Below are 17,020 nucleotides of genomic sequence, written 5' to 3' on the forward strand. Positions count from 1 at the left end.
CCCCATGCCGGCCCCCGGCCCCGACCCCACCCCCACGACCCCCGCGAACCCGGTGAGCCCGGCAAACCTGGTGAACCTGGTGAACCAGGTGGATCCGGTGGACCTGGTGAGCCAGGCAAACCCGGTGAGTCCGGTGGACTCCGTGGACGCGGTGAGCCCGCGGACTCGGGTTGGCGGGGTGTCGCGGGGTGGGTTGGGGGATGAGGTGGGGGACGGGCGCCTGGCGCTCCGGCGTTGTGTGGCGGGGGATTTGGGGGAGTTCGCTAGCTCCTACTGGGGTAGGCGGGCGCTGCTGTCCTGCGGCCCGGATCTGCCTGCGCCGTATGACGATCTGTTCAGCCTTGAGGCTGTGGACGAGCTGCTGTCTCGTCGCGGTCTGCGGACGCCGTTCTTGCGGATTGCGAAGAACGGTGCGGTCGTGGGGGACAGCCAGTTCACCGGACCGGCTGGTGTGGGTGCGGAGATCGCTGACCAAGTACGGGACGACAAGGTGGCGGCGTTGTTCGCCAGCGGGCACACCGTCGTACTGCAGGCACTGCACCGGACCTGGCCGGCTCTGGTCGACTTCTCGACTCAGCTGTCTGCCGACGCCGGGCATCCGGTGCAGATCAACGCGTACATCACCCCTGCCGAGTCCCAGGGGTTCTCGGCGCACTACGACGTACACGACGTCTTCGTACTGCAAGTGGCCGGCGAGAAGCACTGGACCGTGCACGAGCCGGTCCACATCGACCCGCTGCGCAACCAGCCCTGGACCGATCACGCCCAAGCCGTCGCAGCAGCTGCGCGCGACAAGCCTCCCGTGATCGACGAGGTACTGCGACCTGGCGACGCCCTGTATGTGCCGCGCGGGTTCCTGCACTCAGCCAAGGCACTGGGCGGAGTCAGCGCACATCTCACCGTCGGAATGCACACCCTGACGCGCTACCTGCTCGTGCAACAGCTGGCCGCGCTAGCCGCCAACCAGCCAGCCCTGCGCACCGCATTGCCCCTCGGCTTCGACCCTGGCGATCCAGAACAGCTCGCCGAGATCCTGCCCGCCGTAGCCGAGCTCTTCGCACAAGAGATCCGCTCCGCGACCCCGGACGCACTAGCTGCCCGTCTACGCCGCCGCACCTGGTCCGGCAACCGCCCAGCACCACTTCCTCCGCTGGCCCACGCGGCCTCGATCGCCTCCCTCTCCATCGGCACAACAGTCCGCCTACGCCCCGGCCTCCACTGCCGCGTAGTCCCCGGCAACCCGGTCGTCCTCCAACTGCCGGACCGCACAATCACGTTCCCAACAGCCACCCAAGCAGCCGTCACCGAACTAACCTCCGGCACCGACTGCAAGGTAGGCAATCTCCCCAACCTGACCGACGCCGACCAGTTGGTCCTAGTCCGCCGCCTCCTCACAGAAGCCGTCCTAGTAGCAACCAACAACTGACGTGAGTTGGTGTGGAAGTGTGAGGCGGCGTGGACGACGGGGACACTCGATACCGACCGGAAACAGGCTGCGCAGCTCAAGCCGACCTCCGGCACGACTCGCTGATAGCCACCGCCCCACCAGCCCAACGCTGGCTCCTCATCGAATCCCACACGCCTTGGCCCCGCCAGGCGCTCACCACCCTCGAACACACCTCCGCCGATCTGGTTGCGCGGTTGTGCAGGGAGTTGGGGATTCGGCCGGTGCTGGTTCGGCGGTACGGGCGTGTGGATCGGGCGCGGGGCCGACGGTGGGGATTGGTGGACTGCCGACCGGGGCGTGAAGAAGTCCGCTGGGGACCGCTGCCGACGGACGAGCACCTACTCGACGTACTCGCTGGCAAGGTCCCAGGCACGATTAGCACCGAACCCGTGTACCTCGTCTGCACACACGGCCGTCACGACGCGTGCTGCGCCGTACGAGGGCGTCCGGTCACCGCGGCGCTCGCCTCCGCGTACCGGGAGCGCACGTGGGAATGCAGCCACATCGGCGGCGATCGCTTCGCGGCGAACGTCGTAGTACTCCCGCACGGGCTGTTCTACGGCCACGTCCCACCGACGCGCGCCGTCGAACTCGCCAGGCAGTACGACAAGGGCTTCGTCGTACCCGATCTCCTCCGCGGATCAGGTGCCTTCTCCCCAGCCGTCCAAGCCGCCCAACACTTCGCCCGCGAAGCCGGCCACTCACCAACCGTCGACAACCTCATACCGCAATCCGTCCAACAACTCCCCAATCACCAGTACCGAATCCTCCTCAACACCATCGACCCCGCGATGCCGTCGAACGCGACTTCCACCGGATCGATCGCCGTCGAGGTGTCGGCTCACCTCGACACCGTCGACGCCCGACTGACCTGCGCAGGCACTTCTCCCGCACAGATCCGCCGCTTCGAGCTCCACTCCCTCACTGCCGACTGAACCCACAAACGGATCAGCTCAGGTTGGGTCGATGCGGCGGTCCTCGAGGTGTGAGCCGTAGTACGCAGACTGGCGGGCCATGATTTCGCGCAGGGGTGTGCCACGAGGTACGCCGTACACCGTGCCTGGGAAGTCCAGCTCGCGTTGGATCTGCCACAGCTCCTCGTGCCGGTCCGGGGAAAAGAGCTGTGCGGGGTTGCCGGCCGCGATCCAGCCGATCGGGAGGATCGCGCCTGCTTCCAGGTGCGAGTTGACGTGCAGCACGCTGTTGATCCGGAGTTCTGCGCCTGTGCCGGCGACGGAACCGGGGAACAACGCGGCGCCCGTGGCGATGAAGACTTCGTTCTCGACCGTGGCGCCGTTCACATGTGCATGGGGACCTATCAGGACCGCGTCGCCGATCAGGGCGGGATGGTCGGCCCGGCCGCGCACCAGGGCGTTCTCCATCACCACACTGTTCTCGCCGAGCCTGACCTCGCCGTTCTCCGCAGTCAGCACAGCACCGTGCAGAACCCTGCTGCCTTCGCCAAGGACGACGGCGCCGCAGAGCACGGCCGATGGTGCGACGTACGCGGATTCGGGCACGACCGGTTGTCGGCCGCGGTGTTCGAGCAGCATCTGTCGCCGTCCTTTCGTTGTGTGACCACCTCGCTCCAGCTGTACCCAGTCTTGCCTGCGAACCGTGCGAAACCTGCGAACCGTGCGGACTCTCCACAGCCCGGGTCCTCACAACCCCGGGCGGCGGAGTCCTCCGGGCCGTCCACATCGAAGGTGGGAGACTCGGTCCATCGGACAATCCGGGTGGAGAACCGCGAACTGAGCCAACATTAGAACACATGTTCGACGCAGCGCAACGCATCCTGACAGGTCAGGAACCAGCCCGATCAGACCGCTCAGATCCGCGCGGAACTCAACCGCGGCGCGACCCGGGCCAGCACGTAGATCGTCAGGCTCGCCACCAGCGCCAGCCCGGCCAGCACCACCCACGGCAGCTCGTGATGAACCTCGAACAGCTGCGCGAAGAACCCCGGCGCCAGCACGCTCGAGAAGGCGAACGAGTACTGCCAGTACGACAGGTACTTCCCGCGCCCAACCACAGGCGAGACCGCAGCCGACAGGGCGTTGTTGGTCGCCGCATGCAGTACGTCGGCGAACGCATAGCAAGCCGTGGCGAGCACCAGCACCGGCACGACCCACCCTGCCGGAATGTGGATCTGCAGTGCCATCAGCACCGCCCACACGGCGTAGGTGATCCCAGCGACCACCATGACGTTCGTACGCCGTCGGCGCTCGGTGTGCCGCACCACCAGCGTCTGACCGGTCGCCAGTACGACAGATGTCGCCGCAATCAGCACACCGACCAGCCACTTCGGCACGGTTAGCGCCTCCGTGACATACACCGGTACGCCGACGCCGAGCATCATCGTGCAGAGCGCCAGCAGCGTGTTCGCGCCGATCAGCACCAGGAAGGTCTTGTCCTTGCGGAGTAGCGGAGCCGGTCCGGTGTCCTGGTTGGTCCGCTCGTGGTGTGAGGGGTGCAGCCGCAGCAGGAGCAGACCGGCTATGTAGAACGTCACCGCGTTGATTGCCATCGCGACCAGGAACGGTGCGTCGCCACCGATGGCCAGCAGCCAGCCCGCTAGCAAAGCGCCGAGTGCCACGCCGCCAGCCTGCATCATGCCGCCCAGCCCGAACCACTTGTCCCGCTCGCCCTCGTCGGCGACGTCCGCAAGCAGACTGAAGATCGCCGACCAGAACACCCGCTGCCCGGTCGTCGTCACCAGCGAGCACAGGAACAGCACCCAGATCGATCGCCCGAAGAAGAAGCCGGTGAACGCCAGTCCCTGAGCGAATTGCGCGGCCACCACGATGTTGCGCGGCCCGACCCGGTCGATCACCACGCCCACTGCGGCCGGTGCGGCGATGGAGAACAGCGTCGCGACGGTCAGCATCAATCCGGCCGTGCCGAGCTGGATGCCGGCGACCTTGTTGAAGAACAGCAGCAGGAGCGGTCCCGCGCAGCCGCCGCCGAACGAGTCGATCGCGAGCGCGGCCAGCAGCGGTACCCGGCCGCGGACGTTCGGGAGGCCGAGTGACGTGGCTGCGGGCATGGCGGAGCGCTCCCATCGGTCATCTCGGCGGCTGGCGCACTCTAGCAAGCGCTCTCCAGCCGTACCATCCGATTTCAGTCTGCTGCAGGCACCCGCCGCAGGGAGATGTGCCGGAGCGGACGCCAAGCGACTGCTGTCATGAGCACCATGGCCACGAAGGCGATCGCGAACGGAGCAGCCAGTCCGAACCGCTGCGCCAGTACGCCGCCGAGCACCGAGCCGATCGCGGCGCCGCCGACCGAGGCCAGGAGGTACACGCTGTTCACCCTGCCCATCAGTGCGTCCGGAGTGACCAGCTGACGTGTTGTAGTCGAGACGATGCCCCACACAACGGCGTGGACGCCGAACACGGCCATAGTCGCGCCGGCGACCCACGGGTTCCTGGTGAGCGCCAGGACGAGGTGGACCGTCGTTTCGATGACCAGGCCCGCGCGCAGCAGAGTCACGGAGCCGATGCGTGGCTCCAGGAAGTGGTACGCCGGCATGCCGAGCACACCGCCTACCGCGCCGACAGAGATGAGCAGGCCGAACTGTGTCTCGGTCAGACCAAGCCGCTCGCGGGCGAAGAGCACCCAGGTCGCGAACGCTGCGCAGAAGGTGATGTTCATGACCAGGATCGACAGGGCGAGCGTCCGTACGCCGGAGTGCTGCCACAGCCAGCGGACTCCTTCGTGCACTTCATGCCAGAGAGCTGCACGCGTGGAGTGGTCAGCTAGTGGTGGACGTACGGCGACGCGGGCGATCAGAGCTGCTGCTGCGGCGAAGGTGACCGCATCGAAGACCAGCGGGATACCAGCACCCGCCGCAAACAACAGTGCGCCGATTGGTGGCCCACCGAGCTGCTGCAGGACGGTGGCGCTGGCGAACAGTCGTGCATTGGCTTTGCCGAGATGCTCCTTCGGTACGGCGCTGACCAGCAACGCGCCGGATGCGTTATCTGCAAGGGTTTCCGCCGTACCGAGAAGGAACAAGGCGAGGTAGATCGCCCAGAGCGGCGAGGTGTCGAGCAGTACGGCGGCACCCAGCGCGACCAGGACGATCGCACGAAAGGTGTCAGCGGCAACAATCATCAACCGGCGATCGAGCCGATCGACGAGAACGCCACTGAACAACGCGAACAGCAACCACGGCAGCTGCTGAATAAACGCCGCAGCCCCCACCGCCGCAGGCTCCCTGGTAATCGAGGCAACAAGCAACGGCCCGGCGGCCGCCATGGCCCCGTCGCCGAGATTGGAGATGATCGAAGCCGGCCAGATCTTCCGAAAATCCGACCCGAGCTCAGCCGGAAACGCAACAGCGCCAAGCGAACGCATAAGACTCCTGAGGGCATGACGAATCAACAGGACGCCGGCTGCTGGTAAACAGCCCGGCGGTTGGTCCGGTCAGCGCAGGTTCAGTGCGCCGACCGGACGGTGCTTGCCATGTCTTCGAACGACCGAGACATTGCCCTCACCTCCGTCCGTACCCCCGGCGGTCGATCCGCCGCTGCCCAGACCATACCGGCCGCCTCCCGCCCCCGCACGCCGATTCGGCTATCCTCGACCCTCGGCGGCAACCGCCGGGAGGGTTCGCATAGTGGCCGAGTGCGCTGGTCTTGAAAACCGGTATGGCGGGTGACCGTCATCGTGGGTTCGAATCCCACACCCTCCGCTTAAAGAGGTTTCGAGAGGTAGCTGTTGTTGCCGGGCGGCTCGGTTCAGTGGGTGGCCAGTTTGTCGCGGAGTTGCTCGGCGTCCGGGTGGTGCATGTCCTCGAGAATGTCGGCGGCCTGCTGCCATCGGTCGTGTGCCGTCGCCGGCTCGCCGGCTGCCGCGTGCGCGTCGCCGAGGTGGTCGAGGACGACGGCCTGGAAGGCGAGATCGCCGGTGTCGCGGCTCAGGCCTACAGTCCGCTCGTAACAGCTGATGGCCTTTTGATGATCGCCCAGGTGATGACAGGCGTAGCCGACGCTGTCCCACGCGTATGCCTCGCCGGCCCGATCGCCGATCGTGCGCAGCAGATTTGCGGCGTGCTCGCAATGCTCCAACGTGGCCCGGTACTCACCGGCCAAGGCGTGATGCCAGCCGAGATTGTTCAGCGCACGCGCTTGGCCCGCCCGGTCATCGGCTGACTCGAACACGGTGATCGCCTCGCGGTCGATGCGGAGAGCCGCGGGGTAATCACCCAGCCGGACAAAGAGTTCACCGAGGTTGAGCAAGGCGATCCCTCGGCCGGTGGCGTCACCCAGTTCGGCCCACAGGTCGTGCGCGGTCCGCAGGTGGCGTTCGGCCTGATCGTCTCGACCGAGGTTGTTACAAGCCACGCCGAGGCTGCCGTGTGCGAAGGCGACGCCGGTCGGGTCCCCCGCGCGCTGCGCGGCGTCCAGAGCCTCCGTCTGGAGCACGATGAGATCGCGCCATCGCCCGCGACGGTGCAAGAACTCCTCGATGGTTCGGGCCAATTGCCAAGCCTGGGAATCGAATCCCGCGGCGACCGCCCGATGCACCGCCGCGACCAGCGTCTGCTCCTCGGCAGCGAGCCAGTCCAGAGCGAGGGAGCTATCAGCTGGTACTTCAGGCTCCACGCCCGACGCGATCGGATCCAGCGCTATCGGACGCCAGTAGCCTTTCGTCAGCCTGTCGGCGCCGTACGCCGAATGTAGGTAGTGGTCGAGCATGCGCTGCGTCGCCGCGTGCCGCTCCGGCTCCGTATCGGCCAGGTGCGCGGCGTACGTCCGCACCAGATCATGAAATGCGTATCTGCCGGCGGCGTACTCGACGATCAGATGCGAGCTGTGCAGTTCGGCCAACTGCTTGCGTGCGCGGTCTCGCGAGATGCCGGCGAGGCTGGCGGCCGCGGCCAACGAGACGTCCGGACCGCAATGCAGGCCGAGCAGGCGGAACATCCGTGCCGTCTCGGGGCTCAGTTGCCGGTACGACCAGGAAAACACCGCCGAGACACTGGTCGCCGGGTCGCCGCCGTCCAGCGCGTCCAGCCGCGACCGCTCGTGCAGCTCGGCTGCCAGCGACGACGGCGGAAGGGCCGGCCGAGCGGCGGCCCGGGCCGCGACAACAGCCAACGCCAGCGGTAGCCGGCCGCACGCCGCTACCAGGTCCGCCACCGCGTCCGGTGCCGCGGCTACCCACTCCGGTCCGATCCGCCGCGCAAGGAATTCACGGGCTTCGCCCACGCTGAGCACCTCGAGATCCAGCTGCCGGGCGCCGTCGGCGACCAGCCCCGTCAGCGCGTGCCGACTGGTGACCAGCACCAGACATCCGGGACTGCCCGGCACCAGCGGGCGCACCTGCGCGGCGTCACGAGCGTTGTCGAGCAGGATCAGCAGACGCCTTCCCGCCAGCACACTGCGATACATACTCGCTGTCGCGTCCACGTCCGACGGGATCCGCTCCGACGGGATCCCGAGTGCGAAAAGGAGACGATGGATCGCCTGCTCGGGCGGCAGCGGCGAACCGGACGGGTCGAACCCTCGCAGGTTGACGTAAAGCTGCCCGGCGGGGAAGCGGTCCGCCACCTGATGCGCCCAGTGCACGGCCAGGGCCGACTTGCCGACTCCCGGCATCCCGCTGATCGCCGAGACCACAACCGTGCCGCCCAGTCCGTCGAGGAGTTCGTCGAGCGCCTTGGACTCGTCGCTACGGCCGATGAAGTGCCGCGGAGCGGCGGGAAGCTGTCGCAGTACGTCGGTCGCCGCCGGGTCGGCACCGCCACGCGCTGTCTGCAGGAACGCGGACCGGGCATCGGCGCCCAAGCCCAACGCACGCGCCAACAGATCGGTCGAGCTCCGGTACGGACGTGCGGTACGGACGTGCGGTGCGGCCGCGTTCCAGATCGCTGATCGCGCGCACACTCAGACCGGACCGTTCCGCAAGCTCCTCCTGGGTCAGCCGCGCCGAGCGCCGATGGCGGCGCAGCAGAGCGCCGAACGCGGACTCGTTTCCGCCGCTCGATTCGCTGTCGGAGCTCACCCGGCAAGTCTGCCAGTAAGTCTGCCGGTGAAATCTCATGGTCACGCCCTGGGCGTACGGCGAGGCTGAGAACGAACCCACGACAGATCCCCGACGCAAGGGAGCACCATGTCTCACCCACGCAACTCCGTCAGGCGAGTGCTCATGGCGCTCGCAACCGGCACTGTCGCTGCCGTCGTCGCCACCATCGGCACCGGAGCCGCTTACGCCACTGGGACAGCCACGACCACCAGCCAGCGGCCCGCTGCCGCCTCGACCGACGTGGCGCTGATGACCTCGACGACCATCCACCACTCGACGCCCGGCACACCGCCTTCCAGCGTCGTCGATGCGAAGTGGTGCAGCTCGGACGCCGACTGGGCGCACGCGTGTTTCCAAAGGCACGGTGACAAGGTCTGGGTCGACAACAACTCCGGCGAACATGTGAAAGCCCACTGGGAGAACTGGCTCAGGAACGCTGACGGCATTTGGGTCTTCTACCGAGACGGCGACTGCATCAGCATGAACTGGGGCTGGGGGTACTGCGGCGAGAACTTCTACGAGGACAGCAGCCTCAATCCGGTCGGCGGACACGGCAGCGGCATCCGCTTGTACACCTGCTACGGAGAATGCGATCGGCACTACCAGTGGGTCCGCAACAACAGCTAGCTGTTGCGGGTCATGAGGATCCAGTAGCGGACGGGTCTTTCTGCGGTAGCCGCGGAGAGACCCGTCCGGCACGTCCTGGCCCATGACATCAAGCTGCTTGACGCATGCCGATATGGGCATATGATGTGGGTATGGCACGGGCAGCGACTACGTCGGATGTTTTTAATGCGATTGCGGAGCCGCAGCGGCGGGAGATTTTGGTTTTGTTGCGGGGTGGGGAGCGGCCGGTGACGGAGTTGGCCGAGGAGTTGGGGATGAGCCAGCCGGGGGCGTCGAAGCACTTGCGGGTGCTTCGGGAGGTCGGGCTAGTGCGGGACCGGAGGGCGGGCAAGCAGCGGTTGTACGGGCTGGATGCCCGTGGGCTGCGGCCTGTCCACGAGTGGGCCGGCGGGTTCGAACGGTTCTGGAACGAGAGCTTCGACCGGTTGGACACGTACGTGCAGGACCTCAAGCAGGCAAGGCAGGAGGACTAGTTGATGAGCACGACAGGACAGGGAACGCCGGCGCAGTCCGCGACGGCCGACCGGGAGATCGTCATCTCCCGGGTCATCGACGCCCCGCGAGAGCTGGTGTTCGAGGCGTTCACCGAGGTCCGGCACTTGTCGCAGTGGTGGGGGCCGGAGGGATTCACCACGACCACGCGGGCGTTCGAGTTCCGCGCCGGCGGGGAGTGGGACTTCCTGATGCACGGGCCGGACGGGACGGAGTACACCGAGTGGATCACCTGGACCGAGATCGTGCCGCCGGAGCGGATCGCGCTGCTGCACGGTGAGTCGCGCGACGACCCGAACGCCTTCGACTCGCTGATCACGTTCGAGGCCGACGGTACGGCGACCCGGATCGAGATGCACACGGTGTTCCCCAGCAGGGAATTGCGCGACGAGGCGGTCGAGAAGTACCACGCGATCGAGGGCGGTCAGCAGACCCTCGGCAACCTGGCTGCGTACGTCGCCGAGCTCGTTCGGAAGGGAGTGGAGGACTGATGGCCGGAAAGGTGTTCTTCAGTGTGACGATGTCGCTCGACGGTTTCGTTGCGCCTGACGAGGTGGCCGTCGAGGACGTCTTCTCGCCCGAGGGCAAGAACGACCCGAGGGTTCAGCGCTGGATGTCGAAGTGGTCGGAGCTGCAGGCGTGGATCTTCCCGCAGCGGTTCTTCCGGGAGAACCTCAAGCTCGGCGAGGGCGGCGAGGAAGGACTCGACAACGACATCGCCCGGGCGACGTACGAGCGCACGGGTGCGAGCGTGATGGGCAAGCGGATGTTCGACGGCGGGGCGCTGGCCTGGCCGGAGGAGGCGCCGTTCCACACGCCGGTCTTCGTCGTTACGCACGAGACGCGTGACCCTTGGGAGCGGCCGGGCGGGACCACGTTCCACTTCGTCAACGACGGCATCGAGAAGGCGCTCGACTTGGCCCGCGAGGCCGCCGGCGACCGGGACGTTCGCATCGCCGGCGGCGGCGCGACGATCCTGGAGTACCTGAACGCCGGCCTGATCGACGAGTTCTCGATCGCGCTCGCACCCGTGCTGTTCGGCAGCGGGATCCGGCTGTTCGAGGGCGTGGACGATGGCCGCCTGGCCCTGGAGCCGGTCCGTGCGGAATCCTCCCCGAGGGCGACGCACCTGACCTACACCGTCCGTGAGCGATAGGCGGCCTCAAATTCGATTGCTGATCGGTTGTGCCCGCCGGACGATGCGGGCATGACCATCAGGCAGCTGGATCCGGAGGACGCCGTGGCGATGGGCCAGTGGTACGAGCTGGCGGTCGCGGTCACGCAGTACGACGTACCCGACTTCCCCACACCTAGCCGGCAGGAACACCTGGCCCGCGAGGACCCAGCGCTGCTGGCCTGGGACGGTGACCGAGTTGTCGGCGCTGCGTCGTACCAGCTGCCGCAGTCGGAGAACCTTCGCTTGATGTACCTGGACCTGATCGTGCACCCGCAGTACCGGCGTCAAGGCATCGGCACCCGGTTGCTTGAGGAGGTCTACGCAGTGGCCCGGCAGCACGAGCGGAGCCTGATCGAGGTCGAGACGGTTCGGGCACTGCCGGGTGGTGTTGCTCGCGACGAGGCGGGCTATCGCTACCTCACCAACCGCTCTCATCAGCTCGGAGCGACCAGCATCAGATCCCGCTGCCAGCTCGCCGACCCTCCGGAAGGCGAGGCGACACCCGCCGACGGGTACTCGTTGGTGCAGTGGCGCGACGTAGCGCCCGACGAGATCGTCGACGATGTCGCCGCGCTGCAAAGCCGGTTGATGGTCGACTCCCCGACCGGTGAGCTCGCGGTCGAGCAGCGGGTGTACGACGCCGCGCGGGTACGCCGTCAGGAGGCGGACGAGCTGCGCCGCGGCTACCGCTCCTACTCGACCGCTGCCCGGCACGACGCGACCGGGCAGATCGTCGCCCGGACCAAGCTGGCGTTCGAGTCCGACGACGACACCCATGCGCGGCAGCGGATCACGATCGTCGAACCGGCACACCGCGGTCGACGTCTCGGTCTGCTCGTGAAGTCGGCCAACCACGCGTACACACAGGCGAACGAGCCGACGCTCCGCTTCATCGACGCCTGGAACGCCGAGGACAACACGCACATGCGCGCGGTCAACGCAGCACTCGGCTTTCAACCGGTCGACGCTTGGTCGGTCTTCCAGCTACCGGTGCCACCCCTGTAAGTACATCGTCAGCGATTCGTCAGCGCACCCCTTTAGCGTCCCTAGGTGTTCACACCGAAGGATGGGAGGGCGATCATGCGCGCAGACAGCAAGGACATCTGAACCGGGGATCAGCTGCCCCAGCAGAGGTTCGTGTCGATCCAGAAGGTTATGGAGTTGTACGGCGTCAGGTTCGGGTCGTAGGAATCGTGCTGGCCGATCACCAGGTGGTAGCCGCCGCCGTTCTTGCCGCTGTTGAACCAGATCGGTCCGCAGGTGGTGTTGTTGAGGACCAGGTGGACGCCGTACAACCCATACACGTTGTACTCGCCGTGATTGATGCCCGGCGCGTAGTACGGGTAGTACTTCACCGACGGGTGGTCGCCGTTCCAGCCGTCGCCCGGGTAGATGCACAGGTAGTTCGCCGGGCAGCCATGGATCGGTCCGATCGACGCTGCTGCCGGTGCGGCTTGCACGACGACCAGTCCGGTCAGAACGGCGGCCAGAGCCGTCCCACAGGCGAGGGCCTTGCGGGCGATGCGACGTACGAACATGTAGATCCACCCCTGTCGATACGGTCGGTGATTTCCCCAGCACACTGACCGACGGACAGGGGCGGACGCGAACACTTCGAGAGTTGTTGAAGGGCTGACTCAGCGGGACTCGAGGGTGTCCAGGTCTCGGGTGGCGAAGCGGAGGTGCTCCCATTCCTCTTCGATGATCACGTGCAGACAGGAGCGGACGGTCTGGGGGTGCTCGGGGTTGTGCGGGTTCTTCCGGGGCGCGTCGAGCTCGGTCGGGGTGGTTGCGGCGATGAAGTCGCGGACCATGGCGACGCGGCCGGCGCGGGCCTCGAGAACCTCGGCGTACGTCGGCACCTTCGCGCCCGGGTCGTCTGTGCCGAGGTACTTCAGACCGAGCGGGTGGTACGGGTCGTCGAGCTCCATGACGCTGCGGCCGAACCAGGTGTCCGTGGCGTGCGTGAGGTGCCGCTCCGTCTGCGCGAACGACCATTCACCGTCCACGGAGGCGTCGACAGTGCCGGCCGGCATGGCCTTGGCGCGTTCGCGGGCGGTCGCCCAGGCTTGCTCGACCTGGGCCCAGGCTGCGCGCAGACCGTCCGGGTCTGTGGCGCGCCGGTTCTCGCGACCGGGGAACCGCCGGTTGAGCTCCGCGTCGATGAACGGCACGACGTCGACGCCGTTGACGATCAGGCTGGCGTCCGCCGTGCCCAGCCACGGCGCGTCGATGTCGCCGGCCTGGATGTCGACGCCGCGCATCACGACCCGGGACAGATCGGACTCGACGAACCGAGCCCCGCTCAGGTCCACCTCATTGAACTCGGCTCCCTGCAAGTCGTCGGACCGACCGAACTTCGTCATGCCATCTCCCAAATCTGTCGAGGTTGAGGCGAGCGTATCTGTGGCCTAGGACACAAAAGTCGTGCGCGAGACCTGCGGCCCGTGGTGGAGTCGAGGCACTGACAAACGCGGCGGAGGGAACTGGACGTGGACGTTCTGACAGCGGCGGAACGAGTGGGCTTCTCCGAGCGGGCCCGAACGCGGTTCCAGGGCCTGGAGGTGGGCGATGGGCTACGGGTGCCGGAGGACGCCGAGGCGTTGATCGAGTACTGCGGAGTGTCGGCGACCGATCGAGAGCAGATGCTCGCAGCACGCCCGGACCCGGACAAAGACCCGGAGTGGTGGACGATCGCGTCCGCGTTGGCCGGCGAGATCGACCGCGACATGGGGCTCGCGCTGCCGTCGACCGGCTTCCGAGGCTGGCCCGCAGTACCGCAGGACGCGTCGGCTGTCGGGTTGTTCGCGAACGCCTGGGCCCTGCTAGCCAACCTGCCTCGATTGCATGAGCTGCACGCGAAGCACGGTGTGCCGGATTCGGTGACTAGAGCGACTGTCTCCGCGCTGGGTGGAGTGATGGCGACGCACCGGCAGGTCTTCGGTCGTCCTGGTGTCGGACTGATGCCGCTCTGGGGTCCGCCGCTGCGGTTCCGTGGCGCGGACTACGAGATCGGTCGGCACGACTTCACCCGCGCCCAGCTGGGTCTGGGCGATGGCGTCTCCGGGCATCTGCTGATGATTCACATCCCACCGAGCGGCCCACTCGATGCACAAGAGTCGGAAGAGTCTGTCGCCGCTGCGGTCGAGTCCTTCAAGCGCTGGTACCCGGAGGAACCGGTCCACGCGTTCGTGTGTCACTCCTGGCTGCTGGATCCGCAGCTGGCCGAGTACCTGCGGCCTGACTCCAACATCATCCGCTTCCAGCAGCGCTTCGACCTGCTGCCGCTGCTGCCACCGGAGGACCCGGCTGAGGGCGACCGCGAGCTGATGCGCCTCGGGCTGCAGTTGCCGGTGCCCGACGGCGCGCCGGACCTGCACAGCATTCCGCAGGACACCTCGCTGCAGCGCGCGTTCGTGTCGCACCTGCGCGCCGGGCGGCACTGGTACGGGCGCACGGGCATGCTGAAGGGATGGAGCTAAGGATTCCGGTTGGACAAGACGACCTGTGGACCGAGCATCTGGCCGGCGACGGCGTACCGATCGTCTTCCTGCATCCAGGCACTGGGGACTCCCAGGTGTGGGACCTGGTCGTGGCTGGGCTCAGCGGGCGCCGCATCGTTCGGTACGACGTCCGCGGCTATGGACGGTCTCCGCTGCCGACCGAGGAGTTCTCGCTGCTGGACGACCTGGTGACAGTGCTGGAGCAGCTGGACCTGCAGCGGGTCGTTCTGGTCGGCTGCTCGATGGGTGGCGGTACTGCGCTCAGCTTTGCGCTCACGCATCCGGACCGAGTCCACGGCCTCGTGCTGCTCTGCCCGAGCGTCCGTGGCTTCCCCGTACTCGAAGAGCCCGCCCTGGACGCGCAGTACGCCGAGCTGATCGCCAACCGCGACGTGGACGGCCTGGTGCAGTTCGGCCTACCGGTGTGGGCGGCGACCGTGGCTGACGACGCTGTGGTCGATCAGCTCCGCGCTGCGGCGCCAGCCTGGTTCGAACAAGGCACGTACCTCAACGCCGAGCCGCCTGTGTACGACCGGTTGAACGAGATCCACGCGCCCACCACAGTGATGGTCGGCGACCAGGACCGCCCGATCGCGACAGCCTCGGCGGGCGCCGCCGCGGCCCGCATCCCCGGCTCCCAGTTCACCTGGATCCCCGGCGCCGACCACTACCCCAGCCTCCGCAACCCGCAGCTAGTAATCGATGCCATCAACAACTGTATGGGCGGATAGTTCGCGCCCGACTGGTCCAAGCCGCCAGGACTCGCGCGGCCTCGCCGGTGTCCACGGCGCGACGACAGCGGTCCAGCGCATCTGCCAGCAGGTCGAGCAGCGGCGCCGTACCCAGCGAGAGAGCAGCCACGGCCGCCGCCGCATTGAGCAGTACGACGTGCCGCAGCGGCCCAGCTGCTCCGTGGACGAGGGCGTGCAGAGCCCTTGCATTGAAAGCAGGGTCACCGCCTTGAAGGTCGGACAGCGTCGACGGGCGGAGGCCGAGTGAGCGTGGATCGAAGACCGTCTCGGTTGCCGAGCCGCCATGCACGATCCACAAGCGCGAGTAGCCAGTAGTGGTCAGCTTGTCGAGGCCATCGTCGCCGCGTGCTACCAGGGCTGACTTTCCTTGCCGGGCAAGCGCACCGGCCAGCACTGGCAGCATCTGCGCTCGGGCGACGCCGACGAGCTGGTGGGCTGGGTTTGCTGGGTTGAGCAGCGGCGCGAGCACGTTGAAAGCGGTGGGGACGGCCAGCTCACGCCGTACGACGGCAACCTGTCGTAGCGCCGGATTGAAGCGTGGAGCGAACAGGTAGGTCAGGCCAACGTCAGCCGCGACGGCGGCAGCTTCTGAGGCTGACAGGTCGAGCGGTACACCCAGGTGCTCCACCAAATCGCCAGAGCCGCCGGCCGACGAGGACGCGGCCCGTCCTCCGTGCTTCACCACGGTGACACCCGTGGCGGCTGCCACCACTGCAGCCATGGTGGAGATGTTCGCCGCACCAGTCCGGTCGCCGCCCGTCCCCACGATGTCCACGAACGGCCCATTGATCCGCACCGGCGTCGCATGCGAACGCAGTACCTCGGCCAGACCGGTGAGCTCGTCAGGTGTCTCGCCCTTGGCTCGCAGTGCGATCAGGAACCCGGAGATCTGGGCCGGTGAAGCCTCGCCCAGCACCACCTGGTCCATCGCCCAGCCGGTGTCCGCCGCCGACAGGTCGGAGCCGGCCAGGAGCGCGGAGATCAGACCGGACCAGGTCCGGAGTGTTGTCGCCATCGGGTGTCCTCGAGGGTGCTGGGCCGCCCACGAGGAGACATCACAACGGCCGCCTCGCAGGAGACGGCCGGGTGGGTACGCGCGGAGTCAGGCCGTCAGTCGACGGCCCACCACATACCTGCGCGCTGGAACATGACACTGACCTTAGTCACGCCACCAAAGCCTCCGCAACGTTCCATCCGCGGATGGAGTCGACGGTGAAGGTAGGCACATGCTCCTCACCGGACCGTTCCGGGAAGTCGAACACGGCCAGCATCAACTGCACCGGGTACGTCGGGGCGCCCTGACAACTGCGGATCGCAGCGCCGTCCACGAAGAACGACGCCTCGCCACCGGTCCACTCGACCGCGTACGTGTGGAAGTCACGCAGGTCGATCGGGAGCCGGACCGCCTCGAAGTCCTGCGGTACGGCGGGGTCGCGGATCGTCTTCAGGCCCATGCCGACGTCGGTCGACCGGCCCGGTACCAGAGCGTCGCCGAACACCTCCATCACGCAGATCTCGCCGCACTGCTCCGGCTGCTCCTCCAGCCCGACCATCCAGAGCGACACCATCGACCGTGGACTCAGATCGGCGCGGGCGCGGAGTTCGACGTACCCGCCGTTCGGAGTCCAGCCCCAGAACGGCTCCTGCTCCTCGCGGACGACCAGGCCCTCGCGGTACGGCTGTTGACCGACCACGCTGCCCACCGGACCCGAGTAGTTGCCGGACTGGATGCCGGAGACTCGCAGGTCGGGCTTGTGGTCGCCCACGCACCACAGGCCCTGGTCGACGGGGATGCTGAGCGTCAGGCACGAGTCGCCCAGCTGGTACGTCGCTGCCGATGCCGCCCGCGAACTCCACTGCGGCAGGTAATGCGGTGACCAGACCGACCGGTCGAGCGACGACGCATCGAAGTCGTCCTCGAACAGCAAGTCACCGCGTACCTGACTCATGACCCCATGATGAGCGGATCGGAGGCGTTGTCACATCATGG

Annotated in this window: 18 protein-coding genes and 1 tRNA gene; 10 read left to right on the top strand and 9 right to left on the bottom strand. The window is 67.2% G+C overall.

Annotated features, from left to right (window positions below):
• The first annotated feature begins 4 nt into the window (after positions 1-4).
• Positions 5-1,426, top strand: a complete 1,422-nt coding sequence (locus tag ACQPYH_RS01255; RefSeq protein WP_432885349.1) for a cupin domain-containing protein — start codon at positions 5-7, stop codon at positions 1,424-1,426.
• Positions 1,427-1,455: 29 nt separating this feature from the next.
• The gene (locus ACQPYH_RS01260) at positions 1,456-2,382 is read left to right on the top strand and encodes a sucrase ferredoxin (protein WP_432885352.1); all 927 of its coding nucleotides are present in this window, start codon (positions 1,456-1,458) and stop codon (positions 2,380-2,382) included.
• Positions 2,383-2,400: 18 nt separating this feature from the next.
• On the opposite strand, the gene ACQPYH_RS01265 is transcribed toward ACQPYH_RS01260, so the two are convergent.
• The 3 genes from ACQPYH_RS01265 to ACQPYH_RS01275 form a co-directional block, all read right to left on the bottom strand.
• Entirely contained in the window at positions 2,401-3,000 is a 600-nt protein-coding gene (locus tag ACQPYH_RS01265; RefSeq protein WP_432885354.1) for a gamma carbonic anhydrase family protein, read from the bottom strand.
• A gap of 275 nt (positions 3,001-3,275) precedes the next feature.
• A complete protein-coding gene (locus ACQPYH_RS01270) occupies positions 3,276-4,493 on the bottom strand; it encodes an MFS transporter (RefSeq protein WP_432885357.1) in 1,218 nt (405 codons plus the stop codon).
• A gap of 74 nt (positions 4,494-4,567) precedes the next feature.
• Positions 4,568-5,806, bottom strand: a complete 1,239-nt coding sequence (locus ACQPYH_RS01275; RefSeq protein ID WP_432885360.1) for an MFS transporter — start codon at positions 5,804-5,806, stop codon at positions 4,568-4,570.
• A 248-nt stretch (positions 5,807-6,054) separates the two neighbouring features.
• Between ACQPYH_RS01275 and ACQPYH_RS01280 the strand changes: the two genes are divergently transcribed.
• Positions 6,055-6,143: transfer RNA gene (locus ACQPYH_RS01280), tRNA-Ser, on the top strand.
• Positions 6,144-6,189: 46 nt separating this feature from the next.
• On the opposite strand, the gene ACQPYH_RS01285 is transcribed toward ACQPYH_RS01280, so the two are convergent.
• Together ACQPYH_RS01285 and ACQPYH_RS01290 are read right to left on the bottom strand one after the other, a co-directional pair.
• On the bottom strand, positions 6,190-8,052 hold the full coding sequence (locus ACQPYH_RS01285; protein WP_432894296.1) for a tetratricopeptide repeat protein: 1,863 nt from the start codon (positions 8,050-8,052) through the stop codon (positions 6,190-6,192).
• A 73-nt stretch (positions 8,053-8,125) separates the two neighbouring features.
• Positions 8,126-8,497 carry a helix-turn-helix domain-containing protein gene (locus ACQPYH_RS01290; RefSeq protein ID WP_432894298.1) on the bottom strand — a complete coding sequence of 124 codons (372 nt, stop codon included), beginning with the start codon at positions 8,495-8,497 and terminating at the stop codon, positions 8,126-8,128.
• Positions 8,498-8,602: 105 nt separating this feature from the next.
• Here ACQPYH_RS01290 and ACQPYH_RS01295 point away from each other — a divergent pair, with 105 nt between their 5' ends.
• From ACQPYH_RS01295 to ACQPYH_RS01315, 5 genes are all read left to right on the top strand, one after another.
• Positions 8,603-9,106, top strand: a complete 504-nt coding sequence (locus ACQPYH_RS01295; RefSeq protein WP_432885363.1) for a hypothetical protein — start codon at positions 8,603-8,605, stop codon at positions 9,104-9,106.
• A 131-nt stretch (positions 9,107-9,237) separates the two neighbouring features.
• A complete protein-coding gene (locus tag ACQPYH_RS01300) occupies positions 9,238-9,579 on the top strand; it encodes an ArsR/SmtB family transcription factor (RefSeq protein WP_432885365.1) in 342 nt (113 codons plus the stop codon).
• A 3-nt stretch (positions 9,580-9,582) separates the two neighbouring features.
• Positions 9,583-10,089 carry an SRPBCC family protein gene (locus ACQPYH_RS01305; protein WP_432885368.1) on the top strand — a complete coding sequence of 169 codons (507 nt, stop codon included), beginning with the start codon at positions 9,583-9,585 and terminating at the stop codon, positions 10,087-10,089.
• Entirely contained in the window at positions 10,089-10,754 is a 666-nt protein-coding gene (locus ACQPYH_RS01310; RefSeq protein ID WP_432885370.1) for a dihydrofolate reductase family protein, read from the top strand. Before ACQPYH_RS01305 ends, ACQPYH_RS01310 begins: the two co-directional genes overlap by 1 nt.
• Before the next feature lie 51 nt (positions 10,755-10,805).
• The gene (locus tag ACQPYH_RS01315) at positions 10,806-11,780 is read left to right on the top strand and encodes a GNAT family N-acetyltransferase (protein ID WP_432885373.1); all 975 of its coding nucleotides are present in this window, start codon (positions 10,806-10,808) and stop codon (positions 11,778-11,780) included.
• A gap of 110 nt (positions 11,781-11,890) precedes the next feature.
• Here ACQPYH_RS01315 and ACQPYH_RS01320 read toward each other — a convergent pair whose 3' ends face one another.
• Together ACQPYH_RS01320 and ACQPYH_RS01325 are read right to left on the bottom strand one after the other, a co-directional pair.
• The gene (locus tag ACQPYH_RS01320) at positions 11,891-12,313 is read right to left on the bottom strand and encodes a hypothetical protein (protein WP_432885375.1); all 423 of its coding nucleotides are present in this window, start codon (positions 12,311-12,313) and stop codon (positions 11,891-11,893) included.
• A gap of 99 nt (positions 12,314-12,412) precedes the next feature.
• On the bottom strand, positions 12,413-13,141 hold the full coding sequence (locus ACQPYH_RS01325) for a DinB family protein (protein WP_432885377.1): 729 nt from the start codon (positions 13,139-13,141) through the stop codon (positions 12,413-12,415).
• 126 nt (positions 13,142-13,267) lie between these two features.
• Here ACQPYH_RS01325 and ACQPYH_RS01330 point away from each other — a divergent pair, with 126 nt between their 5' ends.
• Positions 13,268-14,257 carry an acyltransferase domain-containing protein gene (locus ACQPYH_RS01330; RefSeq protein WP_432885379.1) on the top strand — a complete coding sequence of 330 codons (990 nt, stop codon included), beginning with the start codon at positions 13,268-13,270 and terminating at the stop codon, positions 14,255-14,257.
• The gene (locus tag ACQPYH_RS01335) at positions 14,248-15,009 is read left to right on the top strand and encodes an alpha/beta fold hydrolase (protein WP_432885380.1); all 762 of its coding nucleotides are present in this window, start codon (positions 14,248-14,250) and stop codon (positions 15,007-15,009) included. Before ACQPYH_RS01330 ends, ACQPYH_RS01335 begins: the two co-directional genes overlap by 10 nt.
• Here ACQPYH_RS01335 and trpD read toward each other — a convergent pair.
• Positions 14,987-16,045, bottom strand: coding sequence for an anthranilate phosphoribosyltransferase (gene trpD, locus ACQPYH_RS01340; RefSeq protein ID WP_432885382.1), 1,059 nt, complete (start codon positions 16,043-16,045; stop codon positions 14,987-14,989). The genes ACQPYH_RS01335 and trpD overlap by 23 nt on opposite strands.
• A 148-nt stretch (positions 16,046-16,193) precedes the next feature.
• Complete coding sequence (locus ACQPYH_RS01345) at positions 16,194-16,979, bottom strand: glycoside hydrolase family 16 protein (protein WP_432885383.1); 786 nt, start codon at positions 16,977-16,979, stop codon at positions 16,194-16,196.
• Positions 16,980-17,020: the final 41 nt, after the last annotated feature.

Source organism: Kribbella sp. CA-245084 (genome assembly GCF_050942355.1).
Classification (GTDB): domain Bacteria; phylum Actinomycetota; class Actinomycetes; order Propionibacteriales; family Kribbellaceae; genus Kribbella.

What these genes read in the sequence shown, in the direction of transcription:
- ACQPYH_RS01255 (WP_432885349.1), top strand. Translation starts at nt 5, where the DNA reads ATGCCGGCCCCCGGCCCCGACCCCACCCCCACGACCCCCGCGAACCCG.
- ACQPYH_RS01300 (WP_432885365.1), top strand. Translation starts at nt 9,238, where the DNA reads ATGGCACGGGCAGCGACTACGTCGGATGTTTTTAATGCGATTGCGGAG.
- ACQPYH_RS01345 (WP_432885383.1), bottom strand. Translation starts at nt 16,979, where the DNA reads ATGAGTCAGGTACGCGGTGACTTGCTGTTCGAGGACGACTTCGATGCG.
- ACQPYH_RS01335 (WP_432885380.1), top strand. Translation starts at nt 14,248, where the DNA reads ATGGAGCTAAGGATTCCGGTTGGACAAGACGACCTGTGGACCGAGCAT.
- ACQPYH_RS01275 (WP_432885360.1), bottom strand. Translation starts at nt 5,806, where the DNA reads ATGCGTTCGCTTGGCGCTGTTGCGTTTCCGGCTGAGCTCGGGTCGGAT.
- ACQPYH_RS01265 (WP_432885354.1), bottom strand. Translation starts at nt 3,000, where the DNA reads ATGCTGCTCGAACACCGCGGCCGACAACCGGTCGTGCCCGAATCCGCG.
- ACQPYH_RS01285 (WP_432894296.1), bottom strand. Translation starts at nt 8,052, where the DNA reads ATGCCGGGAGTCGGCAAGTCGGCCCTGGCCGTGCACTGGGCGCATCAG.
- ACQPYH_RS01320 (WP_432885375.1), bottom strand. Translation starts at nt 12,313, where the DNA reads ATGTTCGTACGTCGCATCGCCCGCAAGGCCCTCGCCTGTGGGACGGCT.
- ACQPYH_RS01290 (WP_432894298.1), bottom strand. Translation starts at nt 8,497, where the DNA reads ATGAGATTTCACCGGCAGACTTACTGGCAGACTTGCCGGGTGAGCTCC.
- ACQPYH_RS01310 (WP_432885370.1), top strand. Translation starts at nt 10,089, where the DNA reads ATGGCCGGAAAGGTGTTCTTCAGTGTGACGATGTCGCTCGACGGTTTC.
- ACQPYH_RS01325 (WP_432885377.1), bottom strand. Translation starts at nt 13,141, where the DNA reads ATGACGAAGTTCGGTCGGTCCGACGACTTGCAGGGAGCCGAGTTCAAT.
- ACQPYH_RS01295 (WP_432885363.1), top strand. Translation starts at nt 8,603, where the DNA reads ATGGCGCTCGCAACCGGCACTGTCGCTGCCGTCGTCGCCACCATCGGC.
- ACQPYH_RS01315 (WP_432885373.1), top strand. Translation starts at nt 10,806, where the DNA reads ATGACCATCAGGCAGCTGGATCCGGAGGACGCCGTGGCGATGGGCCAG.
- ACQPYH_RS01270 (WP_432885357.1), bottom strand. Translation starts at nt 4,493, where the DNA reads ATGCCCGCAGCCACGTCACTCGGCCTCCCGAACGTCCGCGGCCGGGTA.
- ACQPYH_RS01305 (WP_432885368.1), top strand. Translation starts at nt 9,583, where the DNA reads ATGAGCACGACAGGACAGGGAACGCCGGCGCAGTCCGCGACGGCCGAC.
- trpD (WP_432885382.1), bottom strand. Translation starts at nt 16,045, where the DNA reads ATGGCGACAACACTCCGGACCTGGTCCGGTCTGATCTCCGCGCTCCTG.